The following is a 20,183-nucleotide window of genomic DNA, read 5'->3' on the forward strand; positions in this document are numbered from 1 at the left end:
TTATTATAACCTTATTGACTTTCCAGTTCAACTGATAAATCCCTTTTTCAGGTATTTATCAATTACATCTGATTACGAGGCCTCTTTCAGAATCAACGGTTACTACTGAACCTGATTTCAATATCTTAGTAGCATTTTCAGCCGCTACTATTACAGGTATATCCAGTGCCAAACCAACTGTTGCAGTATGGCAAGACTGTCCGTGTTCTTCCACAACTATGGCAGAGGCTCTCTTTATTATTGGGAGCATTGAGTTATCTGTAAATGGAACAACTAATATATTGCCGTCGCTGAATTTATCCATAGCTTCTTTTCCGTTCTGTGCAACGCATAATTCGCCTGTTGCACAAGCTGTACCAATTCCATCACCCTGAACCAACACTTTTCCTACTATATGAACTTTAAGTGTATTGGTTGTTCCGCTTATTCCGGCAGGCATTCCGGCTGTTATTACCGCCAAATCACCATTCTTTACAAGACCAGACTCCAACGCTTTTTCAACGCCGTTATCAAACATTTCATCTGTTGTATTAGCAACTCCTACTAAATATGGCGATACTCCCCAGGACAAGTTCAACTGTCTTTGCACCTTTGGATTTGCTGTTGTTGCAATAATCGGGCATGCAGGACGAAATCTGGCTATCATTCTTGCTGTGTGTCCCGACTGCGTAACCGTTATTATGGCAGAAGCCTTTAAGTCCAATGCCGTGGTACAGGTTGCATGACTGATAGCATTTGTAACACTGGAATTTAATTCGGTACGTGTAGTTGTGAATCTCTTCCAGTAATCCATTGAGCTTTCAGCCTTTTCAGCAATTCTTGACATTACTTCTATAGTTTCAAGAGGGTATTTTCCCGCTGCTGTTTCTCCTGAAAGCATTACACAGCTTGTTCCGTCAAATATAGCATTTGCAACGTCACTGGCTTCTGCTCTTGTAGGTCTTGGATTTCTAATCATAGAGTCAAGCATTTGGGTAGCAGTTATTACAGGTTTACCTGCCTGATAACACTTTTCTATAATGTTCTTTTGAACAATAGGAACCTCTTCTACGGGTATTTCAACACCAAGGTCTCCTCTTGCTACCATTATTCCGTCAGAAACCTTAAGAATATCATTAAAGTTTTTTATACCCTCTCTATTCTCTATTTTTGATATTATCAATATGTCCTTGCCACCATTCTTTTCAAGAACCTTTCTTATTTCTATAACATCCGAAGCTTTTCTGACGAATGAGGCTGCAATAATGTCAAAGTCATTTTCTATACCAAATTTGATATCGTCAATATCCTGTTTCGTCAATGCAGGCAGTTTGATTTCCGCACCTGGTACATTTATTCCCTTGTGATTTCCTACTGCTCCGCCGTTAAGAACCCTGCAGTAAATATCCTTGTTCTTTATTTCGGTAACTTCAAGTTCAACCAAACCATCGTTAATAAGTATCTTGCTTCCTTTTGAAACATCTTTATAAAGTTCTTTATAGGTAATTGTACATTTTGTTTCATCACCTATTATATCCTTGTTAACAAGTATAAACTCATTATTTTCTTCAAGTATGACCTGACCGTCCTTAAATTTGCCGGTTCGTATTTCAGGCCCTTTTGTATCAAGTAATAAAGGTATAGGAAGATTAAGTTCTTCTCTTATTTTCTTTACTAAGTCTGCCCTCTTTTTATGTTCTTCATGTGTTCCATGGGAAAAATTCAATCTTGCCAGATTCATTCCGCCAAGCATCATTTTCCTTAATATGTCTTCACTATCAGAAGCAGGCCCCAATGTGCAAATTATTTTTGTTCTCCTCATATTCGTCCTCCATATATACCATTTATTTTGTTTTAAATTGTTATTAATATTACTGTTTTATTGCATAATCATCTAATTTATGATATTTTATTTTTTGCTCCTTGTCCACATAAAATTATTTTGTTATTTTGGTTATACCCATGTTTTAAACATTTAATCTCTTAAATTATCACATCCGTATTATTATTATCAAACTGCAAAAAATAATTATCACTAAAGCATTGGAGGTATTTTAAATTAATGGAAAAACAAGCACAGGAAAGAGAAAGATTTTCAACAGGATTAGCAGCATTTTTTGCAACTTTAAGTTCTGCCGTGGGTCTCGGGAATATTTGGAAATTTCCTTATCTTACAGGCAATTACGGAGGTGGGGCTTTTCTACTTATATATTTTATATGTGTTGTTCTTGTAGCGCTGCCTGTTATGATAAGTGAACTGTATATCGGGAGAAGGACCAGAAAAAATACTATAGGCGCTATATCTGCTATTAAGCCCAGAGGGCCATGGAAAATAATAGGGTATATGGGTATATTGTCGGCTTTTTTTATTCTTTTCTTCTACAGTTCTGTGGCAGGCTGGGTCTATTCCTACATTTTTAAGAGTTTATCAGGAACTTTCGCCAACAGTTCTTATGAAGACATGGACAACATATTCAATCAAACGGCTTCTTCCCCTGTTGCCCCTATTATATGGCAGTTTGTGGCTATTGCAGTAGTAGCGTCTATTCTGGTGCTGGGTGTAAAAAAAGGAATTGAAAGAATGACCAAAGTTTTGATGCCTGTGTTACTGATTCTTATTATAATTTGTGATATACGTGCACTGACATTGCCAGGTTCTATGAAGGGAATAACTTTCATTTTCAAAGTAGATTTCTCCAGCATCACAAAAGAAGTTATTTTAATGGCATTAGGACTTTCTTTTTTCAAATTGTCTTTAGGAATGGGAACAATAATTACCTACGGCAGCTACTTTACTTCTAACGACAACATGATAGCTACCGCCGGAAGGGTTGCCGTATCAGATACTATTGTTTCGCTTCTGGCGGGATTAGCAATTTTCCCGGCAGTTTTCTCCTTTGGCATGACTCCTCAACAAGGCCCCGGGCTGCTATTTAAAACTATTCCGTTGGTATTTTCAAAAGTACCCTTTGGTAGAGTACTAATAGTTCTTTTCTTTGTATTGTCGGCCATTGCAGCAACAACCGCAATGCTCTCAATGCTTGAAGTTGTAGTTACCTATTTTGTAGAAGAAAAAAAGGTGTCAAGAAGAAAAGCAGTATTAATATGTTCCTCCATAGTTATGATTATAGGAACATTTGCTACTATGTCTCAGAACAGTGATAATCCTATAAGCAAAATAAAACCTTTCGGCTTAAGCTTATTTGATTTCTTCGACCAGGCTTCTTCAAATGTATTGTTGCCTCTTGGAGGACTGCTAATTGCATTGTTCGCAGGTTATATTATAAATAAAAAAGATATTCAAACAGAACTTTCTAATTATGGAGAGTTGAAAAATCAGACACTTATAAGGATTTATACTTTTTTGGTAAGGTATATTGCACCGGTTCTACTGTTTATTGTTTTTATGAGTATGATAGGAGTATGGGGATAACGCAATTTATGCGTTTCCCCATCTCTTATTTAAAAAGAATATTATCTTTCGCTCAGTGGCAAGAATTTCTGTGGCTTTGAAATACTCTTGTATGCAGGTCTTATTATCTTTTGCATAGATACTACCTCTTCAATTCTGTGGGCACACCATCCGACTATTCTAGCAACTGCAAATAAAGGTGTGAACAGCTCGGTTGGAATTCCTAGTGCATCATATACAAATCCTGAGTAAAGGTCAACATTGGCACATATATTTTTAGTTGTACCTTTTGCCTGTGCAAATACTTCAGGTGCAATCCTTTCAACAGAATCATATAAGAGAAATTCTCTTTCTCTACCCTTTTCAATTGCAAGCTGATGTGCCTTTTCCTTTAGCAGTATTGTTCTTGGGTCTGACAAGGTATATACGGCATGACCCATTCCATATATTAGGCCTGCTCTGTCAAAGGCTTCCTTGTTGATTATCTTTACCAGATAATTTCTAACTTCGTCATCATCAGCCCAATCTTCAACGTGTTCTTTTATATCTGCAAGCATATTCATTGCTTTAATGTTTGCTCCACCGTGCTTCGGTCCCTTCAGAGAGCCTACTGCAGCCGCAATAGCGGAATATGTATCTGTTTCAGTAGATGAAACTACTCTTGCTGCAAATGTTGAATTGTTTCCTCCTCCATGCTCTGCGTGAAGTACCAGTGCAAGGTCAAGAATTTCCGCTTCAGTCTGAGTATATTTATTATCCGGCCTAATCATGTACAGTATATTTTCAGCAGTTGACAATTCTGGAACTGGACTATGTATGTAAAGGCTTTGACCTCCGTAATAGTGAGACTTTGCCTGGAATCCGTAAGCAGCCATTGTTGGAAATCTTGCAATCAACTCAATGCTCTGCCTTAAAAGATTTTTAGGGTCTATACCGTCGGGATCTTCATCATATGAATATGACGCAAGTACACTTCTTGCCAGCTTGTTCATAATGTCTGAACTGGGTGCCTTTAATATCATATCCTCAGTAAAGCCATTGGGTAATGCTCTTAATCCTCCCAACAACTCAGTAAATTCTGACAATTCTTGGCTATTTGGTAGCTTTCCAAACAACAGCAGATAACATACTTCTTCAAAGCCAAATCTTTTCTCCTGCTGAAATCCTCTTACCAGTTCGTATACATCTATACCTCTATATACAAGACGACCTTCATCCTCTTTTCTCTCGCCTTCGTACATAACATAACCGTGAACCTCACCTATTTCGGTCAATCCTACCAAAACGCCGGAACCATCGCTATTTCTTAGTCCTTTTTTTACACTGTATTTTGTAAAGTATTCCGGGTCAATTTTGTTTATACAATCAACTACACTTATCATCTTATCAATATAAGCATTTAACTTTTTTTCCATACTTCCTCCATTTCCGGCATTGGATAAATACATTTATACCTGTGCCACTATTTTTCTAAATAAACTAATTTATTTTGTTCTAGAATGAATTATCAGAGATCAGTTCTTTCACAAAAAGTTCCTAATTATTCTAATTGTATAATAATTCATTTCTCAGTGCAAGTTTAATTTGTTAAAAATTCATCAATATCAGTATGCATTTTTTTAGAACCTTTATCCCCCAGCACTTATCAAAAAAAATAAAAGCTTGAGTCAATCAGGGAAATATCCGTGTATAACTCAAGCCTTTTATTTATGTGTATAATTATTCTCTAGGATCAGAAAATCTTACTTTCCGCAGCATTTTTTATACTTTTTGCCACTTCCACAAGGACATGGGTCATTTCTCCCAACTTTATTGCTTACAGCAATTCCTGCCTTTCTATATTCAGTAGTGATTTCTTTTCTTCTTTCAGCAGATAGTATGCCTTCCCATTCAGGAAGATTGTATAACCATTCTGCTTTGGCATCTAACATGTTATAATACAGCTTTTCGTAATCTATTTCCACATCCAGAACTGTTGTTTCTTCTAATGACTCCAAATCAATCTCTTGTACAAGACTGGTATTTATTCCATCCAAAAAACCTGTAAATATAACATTGTCCATATTGAATGTGCTTGCAAGTTCTTTGAGTTCGCCTTTTAAGGTCTTTAAATTATTACCTAATATATATGCGTAGTTATCTTTTTCCTTTAAAAAATAATCTTTCCAGAAAGACTCATTTTCTTGTGGAGTTCTTTCAGCATCCGCTAGTTCTCTCCACTGTTCGTATATCGACATAACAACTACTCCTTTTCTTATAAAATCTCATGATATTATACCATAAACATATTAATCATACACTAATTATTTAATTCCATACAACATAAAATTTTTGCATAATTCTTTTTTATTTAATACTTATGTTAACTTTTCCTAATTCCACAGCATATATTGATATATGACTACTAAAATTTATTAAAAACATGGTGGTGAATTTTATGGATTATGACTTTATTGACATCAATAAAACAGACAGTCTGAGACAAATGCCCGGTATTTCATATATCAGGCTGTTTCACGCTTCTCCGAGAACTCCTGCTGTTGATGTTTATGCAAATGACAGACTTATTGCCAGGGGGCTTTCTTATGGGCAGTTTACTGAATATATGCCCTTAGCTACAGGCACGTACAATATTGAAGTATATCCTGCTGGACAGAAGAATGCTCTTATATTACGTATAAATTTCCCTGTATCAGAAAAACAGGTATTCACTCTGGCTGTAATAGGTATCCTTCCAAGAATAGGGATACTGCCTGTTGAAGATGAATATGAAACTCTCGCTCCCGGAAGAGTCAACATCAGGTTTGCAAATCTCTCTCCCAATTCTGGAAACCTTGATCTCGTTTTAAGAGGAGGCCCAGAAGTATTTACAGATATAGGATATACAGAAGTTTCTGATTACAGAAGCTTCCCTCTAGGAAGATACAACTTTTTTGTCAGACCGTCCAACTCATCAACCAACCTTCTACTTGTACCTGTAAATCTTCTCCCCAGAAGAAACTTGACTTTCTATGTTGTCGGAAATCCAAGTATTCAACCCGGTTTACAAGTATACATCCCTATGGACGGTACTACTTATTTGAGAGTATAAAAACAAAAGGGAGCTTTTCACATTTTTTGTGAAGCTCCCTAATTTCACTAGAATTCACAACTACCTGTAGTTCTTGGAAAAGGAATTACATCTCTAATATTTGTTATTCCTGTGAGATACATAATCGCTCTCTCAAAACCAAGACCAAAGCCTGCATGCTTTGTTCCTCCGTATTTACGAAGGTCAAGGTACCACTGATAATCTTCCTTGTTAAGACCCATTTCATCCATCTTCTTCTCAAGGACATCAAGACGTTCTTCCCTCTGACTTCCGCCTATTATTTCACCTACACCAGGTACCAGAAGGTCCATTGCTGCTACCGTCTTATTATCATCGTTTAACCTCATATAAAATGCTTTTATCTCTTTTGGGTAATCGGTAACAAATACTGGTTTCTTGTATACCTGTTCCGTAATGTATCTTTCATGCTCTGTTTGAAGGTCAGCACCCCACTCCACAGGATATTCAAACTTGTCCTTATTCTTTTTCAATATCTCAATAGCTTCTGTATAAGTAATGTGTGCGAAATCAGAATTAACAACGTTATCCAGTCTTTCTAAAAGACCTTTATCTACGAAGCTATTAAAGAACTGCATCTCTTCAGGTGCATTTTCAAGAACATAATTAATAACATATTTAAGCATATCTTCTGCAAGCATCATGTCATCTTTTAAATCTGAAAATGCAATTTCAGGTTCAATCATCCAGAATTCCGCTGCATGTCTAGCAGTGTTGGAGTTTTCAGCTCTGAAAGTAGGTCCGAAGGTGTATATGTTCTTAAATGCCAAAGCATAAGCTTCACCCGTAAGCTGACCGCTTACTGTAAGGCTTGTTTCCTTTTCAAAAAAGTCCTGTGAAAAATCTATCTCACCGTTTTCTGTTCTTGGAGGATTTTTCATATCCAGTGTAGTAACCCTGAACATCTGTCCTGCGCCCTCACAGTCACTTCCTGTAATAAGGGGAGTATGAACATAGACAAAACCCCTCTCCTGAAAGAATTTGTGTATGGCGAAGGCAGCCAGAGATCTTACTCTGAAAACAGCAGAAAATGTGTTTGTTCTTGGTCTCAAATGTGAGATAGTCCTTAAAAATTCAAAGGAATGTCTTTTCTTCTGGAGCTGGTAGTCCGCAGGACATAGGTTCTCAATGGATATCCTCTTTGCTTTTACTTCAAAGGGCTGTTTTGCGTTTGGAGTCTCCACCAATTCACCTTCAACCTCTATGGACGAACCAACAGAAAGTTTTGCAACCTCTTTAAAGTTTTCAAGATTACCTTCTTCAAATACAATCTGAAGATTTTTAAAGAAAGTACCGTCGTTTAGTTCAATGAAACCAAAGGTTTTTGAATCACGGACTGTTTTTACCCATCCAGGAACTGTTATGGTCTTTCCAATATATTCATTCGGTGACCTGAATAATTTTTTTATCTCTGTATAACTCATTTACCCGTACTCCTTTGTACATTTGTTTTACATAACATACTCTAGTCTATAATATGTCAAAATATATTAAATTAAAAGTACCTGTATAAAATTTTAGTACCCCATTGTACATTTTATATAGGTTATTATAGTAATTCTATGTTATTTTGTGAACATTCTTCTATCATATCATCGCTCCATATTGAAGCCTGAACCTCTCCGATATGGGCCTTTCCCAAAAAGAACATGCATATTCTTGATTGGCCGATTCCTCCGCCGATTGTGTAAGGAAGCTCTTTGTTTAAAAGATCCTTGTGGAATTTAAGATTCTTTCTGTCTTCACAGCCAGCTTTTTTAAGCTGTGCCAAAAGTGAATCCTCGTCTACTCTAATTCCCATTGAAGAAACTTCATATGCTATATCCAGAACAGGATAATAGAAAACTATATCTCCATTCAGTGACCAATCATCATAGTCTGGAGCTCTACCGTCGTGTTTAATACCGGACTTCAGAGTATCTCCTATTTTCATAATGAATATAGCTTTCTTTTCTTTTGCAAGGGCAGTTTCTCTTTCCTTTGGGGTCAATTCAGGATACATATCCTCAAGTTCCTGAGTGGTTACAAAGAATATATCTTCCGGAAGGTATCTTTGCAAGTTTGGATACAGTCCTGCCAAATAATCCTCAGTTCTTTTGAATACTGAGAAAATCTTTTTTACAATTGATTTTAAGGTTTCTTCGGTTCTTTCACTTTTTTGGATTATCCTCTCCCAGTCCCACTGGTCAACATATACTGAATGAAGATTGTCCATATCCTCATCTCTTCTGATTGCATTCATATCTGTATAAAGGCCTTCTCCCGGTGCAAAACCGTATCTTTTGAGTGCCATTCTCTTCCATTTCGCAAGTGAATGAACAACTTCTACAGTATCTCCTCCGATACCTTTTACATCAAAAGCCACAGGTCTTTCAGTACCGTTGAGGTTGTCATTCAAGCCTGTTTCAGGTCTTACGAATAATGGCGCAGAAACCCTGGTTAAATTCAATTCCTTTGCAAGTTCATTTTCAAAATAATCTTTTGTCTTTTTTATGGCTACTTCTGTCATACGTATGTCAAGGCTTGGTTTATAGCCTTTTGGCTTAATCAAACTGTTCATGTTACCCTCCTGAAAAATTATTATTCAAAACATAATAAATCTCTAAAATTTGCAAGTCGCAAAACAGCTAGTGTCATTTTATCACACTTTCAGGAAAATATATAGTAAATTGCCATTGGCAGACAAAAAAGCATAATAACCGAATCCTATGGTTATTATGCTTTTAGGTTCTCATTAATTACATCATTGAATCAAGAGTATTTTTTACTTCAATAAGGAATTGCTCTGTATTTACAGTCTTTATATCCTTCAATTCTGAAAGAGCAGCCAAATCCTTTGTCATTATACCGTTTTCAATTGTCTTTATTGAAGCCTTTTCAAGCTTGTCCGCAAATTCCACAAGTTCATTTATTCCGTCCAGTTCCCCTCTCTTGCGGAGTGCTCCTGTCCATGCAAACAATGTAGCCATGGAGTTAGTGGAGGTTTCCTGTCCTTTCAAGTGCTGATAGTAGTGACGCTGAACTGTTCCATGAGCTGCTTCGTATTCATAGTAACCTTCAGGTGATACAAGAACAGAAGTCATCATTGCAAGACTTCCGAAAGCAGTAGCTACCATATCTGACATTACGTCACCGTCGTAGTTCTTGCAGGCCCATATGAATCCACCCTCAGACCTTACAACACGTGCAACTGCATCATCAATTAAGGTATAGAAATATTCTATTCCAGCTTCCTTGAATTTTGCATCATATTCTTTTTCGTATATCTCTTGGAAAATATCTTTAAATGTATGGTCATATTTCTTTGAAATGGTATCCTTTGTAGCAAACCATACATCCTGTTTCACATCCAGTGCATAGTTGAAGCAGGATCTTGCAAAACTTTCTATTGACTTGTCAATGTTGTGCATTCCCTGTATAACACCGGCGCCTTTGAAATCATGGATTGTCTCTCTGGTTTCTTCACCTTTTTCGTTTGTAAATACCAATTCTGCCTTTCCTGCTCCGGGAACACGGTATTCTACATTCTTATAAACGTCGCCGTATGCATGTCTTGCTATTGTTATAGGCTTTGTCCATGTTTTAACAAAGGGTTTAATGCTGTCAACCAATATAGGTGCACGGAAAACTGTTCCATCAAGAATTGCTCTTATTGTTCCGTTAGGGCTTTTCCACATCTGTGTAAGGTTGTATTCCTTTACTCTTTCTGCATTTGGAGTTATAGTTGCACATTTTACTGCAACACCGTATTTTTTAGTAGCAATAGCAGAATCTGTAGTTACTTGGTCTCCTGTCTTTTCTCTGTACTCAAGCCCAAGATCGTAATATTCTGTTTTGAGGTCAATATAAGGATTTAAAAGAATGTCCTTAATCATTTTCCAGATTACTCTGGTCATTTCGTCTCCATCCATTTCAACCAGTGGAGTTTTCATTGATATTTTTGCCATATATATACTCCTTTTTAGTTATTTTACTCAGATTGTACTTTATCTCCAGTAAAATCCGAGTTTATTATACAAAGTCAGTTTGTTACAGATTTCACACACTACTTTAATATAGCATATGAGAAGGATGTATGTAAACTGTTTAACAAGCTGATATACTAAAATCCGTATAAAAATCGGGCTGCTGCAATACAGAATTTTATTGTTTTAGCACCGTACTCCCGAATAAAATTATATCAATGGTTGCTACCAAGCTTCCATTGATATAATTTATACTCTAAATACAAGTTAATAAAAATAAAATTTAATTTTACGAAAGCCTCATTTCGTCTACATTACCGCTTCCACCTCATGCGTACTTCCATCGTCAACAAGCTCTATTCTGTTGGTCTCGTAACGTTTACCGTCTATGGTTATTCTTTGAATGGCTCTATTTTTGTGTCCCGGATTTTTTACTGTTATATTGTAAACTGAGCTGCCATAAACATATCTGACGGAGTATTCCATCATACTCTGTGGTATACATGGGTCCAGCAAAATGGAATTTCCCTGCTTTTTAAGTCCTAAAAGATGATCTATACCTATCCTGTACATCCAGCCAGCTGCTCCGGTATACCATGTCCATCCACCTCTTCCTTCATTTGGATAAACTGCATATACATCGGCAGCCATGACGTAAGGCTCCACTTTGTAGGTCATACTTTCATTCTTTGTTCTGGCATGATTTATAGGATTAATCATATTAAACAGCTCCCATGCACGTTCTCCATCTCCTAGTTTGGAAAATGCGTAAATAACCCAAGTAGCCGCATGAGTATACTGACCTCCGTTTTCTCGCACTCCAGGTAAATAGCCCTTAATATAACCAGGGTTTAGTTCACTGTCATAGAACGGCGGAGTCAGCAGCTTGATAAGTCCGTTTTTCCTGTCAACCAGATATTTTTCTACGGCACTCATTGCTTCCTCTACTCTGGTGTTTTTTGCTGCACCAGTTATTGCGGCCCATGATTGTGACAATGAGTCTATCTTACATTCATCATTTTCTATTGACCCCAGAGGCGTTCCATCATCAAAATATGCACGTCTATACCAACTTCCATCCCATGCTTCTTTTTCAATTGCTTGTATAATAGCATCTGCCTTTATTTTGTAGTTTTCTGCCCTCTCAGTATCTCCCATTTTATTACAAATAGGAATCATTCTAAGCAGTACACAATACATGAACCATCCCAGCCAGATACTTTCACCTTTTCCGTTAACACCTACAAGATTCATTCCGTCGTTCCAGTCTCCGCCGCCCATTAGCGGTATTCCATGGATTCCGAATTTCAGGCCATGGTCTATAGCTCTGATACAGTGCTCGTAAACTGTCCCCTTCAGACCTGAATCACCGGGTATCTCATATCTTTCGTGTTCATTTTCCTTTAGGATAGGAGATGTAATATACCGTTCCTCTATATTAAGTATATCAAAATCTCCCGTTGCATTTATATAATCGCATGTTACGTAAGGCAGCCACAGCAAATCATCAGAATACCTGGTTCTGATACCATTCATTTTTTGATTATGCCACCAGTGCTGAACATCCCCTTCTGGGAACTGGTGTCTACAATGCAAAAGTATCTGGTTTTTTGTAAGCTCCGGCAAGCTATAAACAACTGCCATTACATCCTGCAGCTGATCACGGAAACCAAATGCCCCTCCTGCTTGATAGAAGCCTGATCTTGCCCATATTCTGCAGGAAAGTACCTGATATTGTAACCATCCATTCAGAAGCAGGTTCATTGATTCGTCAGGAGTTTTTACCTGTATGTGTCCCAGTCTTCTATTCCAACTGTCTTTAACTTTTTCTAATTCATTTTTGGCATTTCCGATATTTCTAAACGCCCCAATGACTTCCGAAACCTTTTCAGAATTATCTTGCCCAAGCAGGAATACTATTTCTTTTATCTCACCGGGTTTTAGCCTTATACTTGACTTTATTACCGCACATGCATCAATACCTGCTCCTGTATTAGAATCAAGTTTTTCCCTCATACCTGCCGGGTTTTGCATATCCATATCCGGGCCAAAAAATTTCAAGCGGCTGCCGGTGTAGGATATTTCACTCTCTGAAGAAGCCAGAAAAGCTCTTAATCCTCTGAAATCTGCATTGTAAACATTATCAATTAATATTGCATTTGCAGCATCATCAAAACCAGTAACAATATACGGTGATGTCTGGGAAAAATCTGTACCCAGTACAGGCCTAAAATAATATGCTGTTTCCAGAGTCATTTCTCTTGTTGTGGTATTTTCCAATTTCAATATACTTAATTTCACAGCTGCTTCTGTTGCTGCAAACTGTGTAAGGGTTTGATTGATTCCGTTACTGTTATGCCTGAAGCAGGTATATCCGAAGCCATGTCTTATGGTATACGGTTCTGTTTCTCTTACAGGCAAAGGAGTACAACTCCACACTTTACCGCTTTGAGTGTTACAAATATATATTATCTCCGATGGAGTATCGGTAATGGGGTCGTTTATCCAGGAGGTCAGTTTATTCTGACTACTGTTAAGATGCCATGTATAGCCTCCTCCTGACTCGGTGCATATGAATCCAAATTTTTCATTGGCAATTACATTTACCCATGGTGCAGGAGTACTCATTCCAGCACCTAATTGGATAACATATTCTTTACCATCTTTAGCAAAACCGCCAAAGCCGTTAAAAAACAAAAGTTCTTCGGATATTACAGCATTTTTCCTAATGTTTTCGTCTATCAGAGTTGATGTAATAACCTCCTCCGGAGAAACCTCGGAAATCCCATGAGTTTCAACATTCAGAGATTTTTCAATACCTTCTATTACGTCCATCAATGACGAAATACCCTTATCAGCATCCAATACTATTTTTGCACATGCATAAAGCAGATTTTTTTGTTCTTCATTCATCTGCCTTGAATTTCGTATGAATATACCGCCTCTTTTATCCATAAGATCAAAAGGTCTTCCCGAAACAGCCATATCCCGTATCATTTCAAATATAGGCTGTATATAGGATTCTTCATCCGTAAGCAGAATTACCAAATCAAATACAACCCCTTTGATTCTATAGAAATCATGTAATTTCAAAGCCCAGTCAACCTCTTCAAAGCTGTCTCTGCTTTTTACCGTAACAAGTACAATAGGCAAATCCCCTGATATACCAAAAGGCCACAAATCAGGCTGACTCAAAGAATTTCTCAGGATATATTCGGCCTGATCTCTTCTGTCAATGCCAAATATCATTCGAGGTAAAAGTCTAAGGTAATTTTTCTCGTCATCGGCATTGACGTTTATAAAGCCTGCTTCTACAATGCTTCTTGTCCATGCCATTTCAATGACTCTATCTGCCGCTGCGGGGTCACTGTATTTTGCCAGCATTTCAACAGCTGTTTTCCTGCTGTCGCATGCTCCCATGCAAAAATTGACTACAGTACTTTCTCCCGGCTCAACTATAACCCTTATTCTCAAACTGAAAACAGGGTCAAGTACAGAACCTACAGAATTGGAAAGAGGTCTGTCCGGTTCCATTGCACGCGGGTTTGAAAGATTTCTGTTTCTGCCTATGAAAAGAGACCTATCTGTCTCATATTCCACATGTCCGTGTACTTTTCCATTTGTAGAGGCAATATGATATCCCCATGTAGTCTGTTTTATATCATCCCTTTTCCTTCTCATTGCCAGAAGTCCGTTGTATTCGTCCACATATTCAGTCTTTACAAACAACTTGCTGAATGCAGGGTGAGCTGTATCGGCTTCAGGCTGTGTCAGCACAACTTCCATATAGCTGGTAAGCTCTATTATCCTTTTGGAGTTGCTGTGGTTGTGTATGCTTACTCGCCTTACCTCGGTGTTGTCCTCAGAGCTGATAATCACCTCAGTATTTGTTTCAATATTCCCTTCTCTCCTGACAAACTCCGCCTTGTGAGGTGCGAATATAGCCTTGTATACCTCCGGCTTGGTATTTGTCGGATTATACGTAGTGGACCAAAACTCATTTGAGTTAACATTTCTAATATATATAAATGCTCCGCTACTCTGCATATAATCGTTAATCCATCTGTACACAGACATTGAATGTAACTTGCCATATCCTGAGCCCTTGTCCGTTATCATCAGGTAGTAGCTTCCGTTGGACAACAAATGCATGTTTGGATATGCATAGAGCTTTTCATATTCCCTTATAACTGTATCCTCGTGGGTAACGTTCTTTCGTATTCCTCCTACAGGCTGTTCTCTAAATTCCTTGCTTATTACCGCAGCTGCAGGGAATTTTTCCTGTAATAGAGAATCAACAGCTTTTATAATAGGATTTCTATGGAAACGCTCCTGCATTATGTTGTTTTTAAAGAAATTCACAAATGCAAGCATGCTCATTCCCTGATGGTGAACCATATAGCATTTCACAACAGCATATAACTGATCCTTGCCCATTCTTGAGTTTGTAAAATCAACTGCTTCATAAAGTCCAAAATTTCCAACAGCACCAATAGCCATGAACCTTTGTATATTTTCAATACATTCCCGTGGAGCTATGTCCAGAGCCATTACAGTTGCATATGGTGCAGCAACAAAATCATTTGCAAGACCTCTTTTCAATCCCAGTTGAGGTACACCGAAAGCTCTATATTGGTAATTTAATCCAATATCAAATGCATAATAGCAAGATTCTGAAATTCCCCAAGGTGCTTTGTTTGACAGTCCATATTTTATCTGTGTCTTTACAACAAATTCGTAGGTTTTGTCAATTAAAGTGTTTGAGTAACTCTTTATTAGCAGTCTTGGCATAAGATATTCAAACATTGTTCCTGTCCATGAGGCAAGCCCCTTCATACCGTTTACTTTAACCAGCTTCCTTCCCAGCTTGAACCAGTGCTGCCTCCCTGCTTCGCCTCTGGCTACAGCAATAAGGCTGGTCTGTCTGGCTTCCGAAGCAAAAAGGTCATAATATGATTTGCTTGCATGGCCTTCCTCAACATCAAAGCCTATGGTAAAGAGATTTCTGACCGGGTCAAATAAATGCTTGAATTCCATTGCATCAATAAGCTGCTGAATCTTGGTTTGCAGCTTATGAATTCTCTCCATCTCCTGGGGTATATTTTCAATGGGAGAAAAGAGATTTTCCTTGTATTTTGCGTATTCAGAATTAATTGTGTTAATATATCTATCCAGCTTTTTAAGCCAGTACCCTGTCCTTTTACTTTTGTCCAGCTCGTCAACTAATTTTAATGCGGCAGACAAAAGATTTTTAAGACTTTCTCCTGTATTATCCTTATTTATAAGCTTTTTCAGTAGTTCTATATCAAAATATGCACAACTTTTGTCTATTTCCGAATTGCATATCGCAAGCAGGTCAAATAACCCCTCAATTGTTGAGAAGTCATATATTGGCCTTTTCATCAGCTCGGAAAGGCCTTCTTGAAGCACCATCAAGTAGCCTATGAAATTTCCGCTGTCTACAGTTGAAATAAATTTAGGGCGAAGCACCTCCAATGTTGTAGTATTATACCAATTATATAAATGCCCGTTCCATTTATCCATTTTTTCAATGGTATTTATTGTGTTTTCAATTCTTGTTAAAAAGTCCAGTGTATTTATATATCCCATATCTCTGGCAGCCAAATTTGATACCAGAAGCAAACCTATGTTTGTAGGAGATGTTCTATGTGCTGCTCCCTTATATGGTTCTTCTTGGTAATTATCTGCAGGCAAATAGTTTTCTTCTAATCCTGCAAATTCATCAAAATAGCACCAGGTTCTTCTTGCCAGCAATCTGACCTCTTCAATTTCTTTTGAATCAAGCAGCGCTTTACTTTTTGATGTGGGAATACTGATAGCATACGCTATCCAGGGAGAAAGAACCCACAAAACAAATGCTGCCGCAGCCACAGGTATAAACTCTTTCCTGTAAAAAATTGAAATCAGTAAAATAACCGTACCATATACAGGCGCGAACCACATTCGTCTGTAATAGCTGTCCACTCCATTTTTAAGGGACATTTCCATATCCGCTGCCGTAACCCATTCCAGAAGGTTCCGTTTTGATATATATACTCTGTATAGTGATTTAAATACAGCATCTACCATTAATTCAGCCTGATACGGCAAAAATGTCAGAAGTAGTCCTAATTGCAAAAGTATTGCTTTTAGCCCAGTTATAATAGTAGTTCTTCGCTTTGCAATATATATCTTATAGTTACCTACAAGCACAAGCTGTACAAAATAATTCAAAACTGGGGAACACAGAGAAATTAGCGCTAGGATAAGCCATCCCCTGCTACTATATCTAAACAGCAATACAGCCAATAATGCTATAAGTGCTAGAAGTGGCTGAACCAGACTTCTCCTTAAATTGTCTATCATTTTCCAGCGCGACAGCAAAGATAAAGGATTTTTCCCCAGTATCCACGGCAGCAGTTGCCAATCTCCTCTTGTCCAGCGATGAAGTCTCATCATAAATGAATTGTACTTTGCCGGATAGCCGTCAATCAATTCTATATCAGTAACTAGAGCAGTTCTTAAAAAACTACCTTCCAACAGGTCATGGCTTAACACACTGTTCTCAGGTATTGTTGTATCAAGAGCCATTCTAAAAACATCAACGTCATATATGCCTTTCCCGGTAAATATACCTTCACCAAACGTATCCTGATATACATCAGAAACAGTTGTTGTATACGGGTCAATACCTCCCTGCCCTGCAAATACTCTGGTAAATAGGGATATTCCTGCACTTTCGATATTTACGTCAACACGAGGCTGCATAATACCATAGCCTTTAGTGACAATACCCTTTTCAACATCAAAATACGCCTTGTTCAAGGGATGAGCCATAGCTCCTACCATCTGTTTTGCAGTATCCAGAGGTAACTGTGTATCTGCATCCAAAGTTATTACATACTTTATATTAGGTAGTGAATTAATATCACCACTGCTAAACACGTAACCTGTATTTCTGTCTCCCACAAGAAGTCTGTTGAATTCTACAATTGCTCCTCTTTTTCTCTCCCAACCCAACCACTTACTCTGCTTTTCGTTATAGGTTCTTTTCCTGCAGAAAAAATAGAAAATTGGCTTTCCATCGGCATTAGAGTATTTGCTGTTTAAGTCTTTTACCCTTTTTATTCCAGCTTCTATTATTTCATTATCATCTGAAAGGGTTTCTTCATCCGCATCCTTGAAATCTCCCACAAGGGAAAAGTATATATTACTGCCTTTGTTGGCAAGATAAAAAACTTCCAAATTATCAATTAGTTCAATGGTTCTCTTTACATTAGGTATAAGGGTTGGAATAATCACCATAGTTGCCCATTCCTCAGGTATGCCATCCTTGAGTTCCAGTTTTGGAAGTCTTGCAGGCTTTGCAATTCTGCTTATACTGCTGTTGAGTACCGACACAACTATCTCGCTTGCAGGAATAATTGAAAGTATTCCAGTCAGTAAGGCAAAATAGACCATTGCACCCTTTTCTCTTGCTATACTGTTTACTGTAGGTATAAGTGCAATTAAAATAGAGAAAATCACCACGGCTGAAATATACCATCTCTCGCGGTTTTTAAAGAATGTCGGCTTATTGTTTCCGAGTCTGTCAGTAAGAATGCCGATTCCATTTCCGGTAAGATAGTATCCTACATGGGTTTCAGCAGTTATAGAAGGATTCTGTTGGTACTTTTCCTTTGCCAAATCTACGCATAATCTTGCTATGTTTATTTCAGTTGTATTATATTTGCTTCCCATTTTCATTACAATGTCTCTATAATGGTTTCTGGAATTAAAGTCCATTTGAGAATATATTCCACATGGGTCAAGTTTGAGAATTCTTTCAACTTCACTTAATTCTTCAAACAGGACAGTATTGTCAAAGCTTGATAATGCTCTGAAGCTATTAATAACATTTCCTATGGATACCTGAAGTGTTGCTTGATTAAAGTGATCCTCTGAAATCAGATTATCTGTTGAAGTACTTTTTTGAATAAGAATACTGTCCAGACATTCAATCATCCATAGAGTTTTTGCTCCATCTTTCCTAAGTTTTTTAATAAGATGTTCCGCAAAAGCAGGTGTTATTTTGTCAAGCTGGTCTATATGCCTTTTGAAATCATCGCAATTCTCATTATTATGCCTGATACCATTAATTATATTTTCCGCCTTATACCAATCCTGACGGTTTTCCTTCATCCTGTCGCACACAGCCCATAGTTTTTCTAAAAGAGCCACCTTTAACATTGTTGACAGCATCCAAAGTTCCTGTATTGAAAGGAAAGAGTACTTCTGATAGGCGGTAATGAAATCTCTTATAACCTTTTCATTGATATTGCCATCACAATGAGACACTAAATCCACCGCTATTGCAAATATCCTTGGATATCCTGCATAAGCACCCTCGGTTATTACAGGTAATGCCTGCTTTGCTTCTCCTAATTCCTTTAAAAGAATACTCTTTTGTTCTTCAATGATATAAAAATTATCTAAAAGCCATTCAGCCGCCGGAGGAATAGGGAAAGACGCAGAAATATCTATATTGAATTTATGATAGGTGTCAAGAACATTTTGAAAATTTCTTTCTATTCTTTCCCTAATCTTATTTATTCCTGTGCTTCTCTTTTCTGTAATCTGTGTCTTGGCCAACTGCTCGGCATGTCTCAATAAATCATCAGGACTGAGGACGACATCTTCTATGTGAACCTCATAAGATGGTTTCTTTCTAAGAACAAGTCCTATCAAACCTGCAATAATAGCAATTAATATTATTATTAGGATAATTGATATATTATTCATATATGTATATCACCGTTTATCTTAAAATTTTTAATAAAAAAACTAAACATTCAATAATTATGTTTCCCTAAAATTGAATGTTTAGTCATTGTTTAGCCATTTGGTGAAATACATATTCATATTAAAGTTTACTTTTTTATATTAAGCATTTTTAAATCTATTGTTTTTGTAATTGTTTTACCTGAGGAATTATCATAAAAGGCGTATACCAGATTACCTTTATCATCCTCTTCTAATTCCGGAGAATAGCTTTTACTGCTAACGGAAATTTCGCCGATATTGTTATAATACCCTATTTTAAAGTCTTTTGTAATATAGTACATTTTATATATATTAAAATTAGATGATGCATATTGACCTATCAGAAAATCAAAATTCCCATCCTTATTATAATCCTTTAAGGTTATTCCTATTTGCTTTTTAAAGGTTAGCTCTTCATTAATTGGGTATGATTCAATAACACGATCCTGTAGTGTATCAATAATGCACAGTTTGAAGTTTCCTGTCCAGTTAGGCCCTGAATCACTTCCCGGAAGATACTGTTCATGATACTCACCTTTGTACATTCGTAGTGCCAGTATATAGTCAGCTTTTCCCATATCGGTTAACGGGCAGCTGCCTAAGGTTACTTCCGTATTAACCTTAACATCAGGAGTATTTTCACTTTGACTGACATCTTGAGTATTAACAGACACTTTCTGTCCATTACAACCGCATAAAATAATTGATAATATTGCAATCATACAAATAAAACATTTAATTTTCATTGAACTAGTTCCTTTAGTAAGTAAGTTTAAGATAAACTTTATTCTAATTTTTGGATTGTTTGTAATACTGTTACATATATTTATCGGCATTCTCGTTTCAAACTTTATAAAAAAAGAAAACGCGAGCCTCTTTAGGACTCGCATTTTAATTTTTACTTGTTAGTAAATAC

At 37.1% G+C, this 20,183-nt stretch carries 10 protein-coding genes; 2 read left to right on the forward strand and 8 right to left on the reverse strand.

Annotation, left to right across the window (positions count from 1 at the left end; translation table 11 throughout):
- Positions 1-58: 58 nt before the first annotated feature.
- A complete protein-coding gene (pyk, locus tag K412_RS0104195) occupies positions 59-1,801 on the reverse strand; it encodes a pyruvate kinase (protein ID WP_024831957.1) in 1,743 nt (580 codons plus the stop codon).
- A gap of 240 nt (positions 1,802-2,041) precedes the next feature.
- On the opposite strand from pyk, the gene K412_RS0104200 reads away from it, so the two are divergent.
- Positions 2,042-3,412: a sodium-dependent transporter gene (locus tag K412_RS0104200; RefSeq protein WP_024831958.1), complete on the forward strand. Its 1,371-nt coding sequence runs from the start codon at positions 2,042-2,044 to the stop codon at positions 3,410-3,412.
- Positions 3,413-3,453: 41 nt separating this feature from the next.
- Here K412_RS0104200 and K412_RS0104205 read toward each other — a convergent pair whose 3' ends face one another.
- Together K412_RS0104205 and K412_RS0104210 are read right to left on the reverse strand one after the other, a co-directional pair.
- The gene (locus tag K412_RS0104205) at positions 3,454-4,806 is read right to left on the reverse strand and encodes a citrate/2-methylcitrate synthase (RefSeq protein ID WP_024831959.1); all 1,353 of its coding nucleotides are present in this window, start codon (positions 4,804-4,806) and stop codon (positions 3,454-3,456) included.
- Positions 4,807-5,133: 327 nt separating this feature from the next.
- On the reverse strand, positions 5,134-5,628 hold the full coding sequence (locus tag K412_RS0104210; RefSeq protein WP_024831960.1) for an SEC-C metal-binding domain-containing protein: 495 nt from the start codon (positions 5,626-5,628) through the stop codon (positions 5,134-5,136).
- 200 nt (positions 5,629-5,828) lie between these two features.
- Between K412_RS0104210 and K412_RS0104215 the strand changes: the two genes are divergently transcribed.
- Positions 5,829-6,482 (forward strand): DUF4397 domain-containing protein, encoded by a 654-nt coding sequence (locus K412_RS0104215; protein WP_024831961.1) that lies wholly within the window; start codon positions 5,829-5,831, stop codon positions 6,480-6,482.
- 47 nt (positions 6,483-6,529) lie between these two features.
- Here K412_RS0104215 and asnS read toward each other — a convergent pair whose 3' ends face one another.
- From asnS to K412_RS0104240, 5 genes are all read right to left on the reverse strand, one after another.
- Positions 6,530-7,924, reverse strand: a complete 1,395-nt coding sequence (asnS, locus tag K412_RS0104220; RefSeq protein WP_024831962.1) for an asparagine--tRNA ligase — start codon at positions 7,922-7,924, stop codon at positions 6,530-6,532.
- 125 nt (positions 7,925-8,049) lie between these two features.
- The gene (gene asnA / locus K412_RS0104225) at positions 8,050-9,060 is read right to left on the reverse strand and encodes an aspartate--ammonia ligase (protein ID WP_024831963.1); all 1,011 of its coding nucleotides are present in this window, start codon (positions 9,058-9,060) and stop codon (positions 8,050-8,052) included.
- A gap of 178 nt (positions 9,061-9,238) precedes the next feature.
- Complete coding sequence (locus tag K412_RS0104230; protein WP_024831964.1) at positions 9,239-10,447, reverse strand: NADP-dependent isocitrate dehydrogenase; 1,209 nt, start codon at positions 10,445-10,447, stop codon at positions 9,239-9,241.
- 327 nt (positions 10,448-10,774) lie between these two features.
- Positions 10,775-19,246 (reverse strand): glycoside hydrolase family 94 protein, encoded by an 8,472-nt coding sequence (locus tag K412_RS0104235; protein WP_024831965.1) that lies wholly within the window; start codon positions 19,244-19,246, stop codon positions 10,775-10,777.
- 128 nt (positions 19,247-19,374) lie between these two features.
- The gene (locus K412_RS0104240; protein ID WP_024831966.1) at positions 19,375-20,013 is read right to left on the reverse strand and encodes a hypothetical protein; all 639 of its coding nucleotides are present in this window, start codon (positions 20,011-20,013) and stop codon (positions 19,375-19,377) included.
- Between the last annotated feature and the right edge of the window lie 170 nt (positions 20,014-20,183).

The organism is Ruminiclostridium josui JCM 17888 (genome assembly GCF_000526495.1).
Classification (GTDB): domain Bacteria; phylum Bacillota; class Clostridia; order Acetivibrionales; family DSM-1351; genus Ruminiclostridium; species Ruminiclostridium josui.

Coding starts and splice junctions, on each gene's coding strand:
- K412_RS0104235 (WP_024831965.1), bottom strand. CDS start 19,246: ATGAATAATATATCAATTATCCTAATAATAATATTAATTGCTATTATT.
- K412_RS0104230 (WP_024831964.1), bottom strand. CDS start 10,447: ATGGCAAAAATATCAATGAAAACTCCACTGGTTGAAATGGATGGAGAC.
- K412_RS0104240 (WP_024831966.1), bottom strand. CDS start 20,013: ATGAAAATTAAATGTTTTATTTGTATGATTGCAATATTATCAATTATT.
- K412_RS0104205 (WP_024831959.1), bottom strand. CDS start 4,806: ATGGAAAAAAAGTTAAATGCTTATATTGATAAGATGATAAGTGTAGTT.
- K412_RS0104200 (WP_024831958.1), top strand. CDS start 2,042: ATGGAAAAACAAGCACAGGAAAGAGAAAGATTTTCAACAGGATTAGCA.
- K412_RS0104210 (WP_024831960.1), bottom strand. CDS start 5,628: ATGTCGATATACGAACAGTGGAGAGAACTAGCGGATGCTGAAAGAACT.
- asnA (WP_024831963.1), bottom strand. CDS start 9,060: ATGAACAGTTTGATTAAGCCAAAAGGCTATAAACCAAGCCTTGACATA.
- pyk (WP_024831957.1), bottom strand. CDS start 1,801: ATGAGGAGAACAAAAATAATTTGCACATTGGGGCCTGCTTCTGATAGT.
- asnS (WP_024831962.1), bottom strand. CDS start 7,924: ATGAGTTATACAGAGATAAAAAAATTATTCAGGTCACCGAATGAATAT.
- K412_RS0104215 (WP_024831961.1), top strand. CDS start 5,829: ATGGATTATGACTTTATTGACATCAATAAAACAGACAGTCTGAGACAA.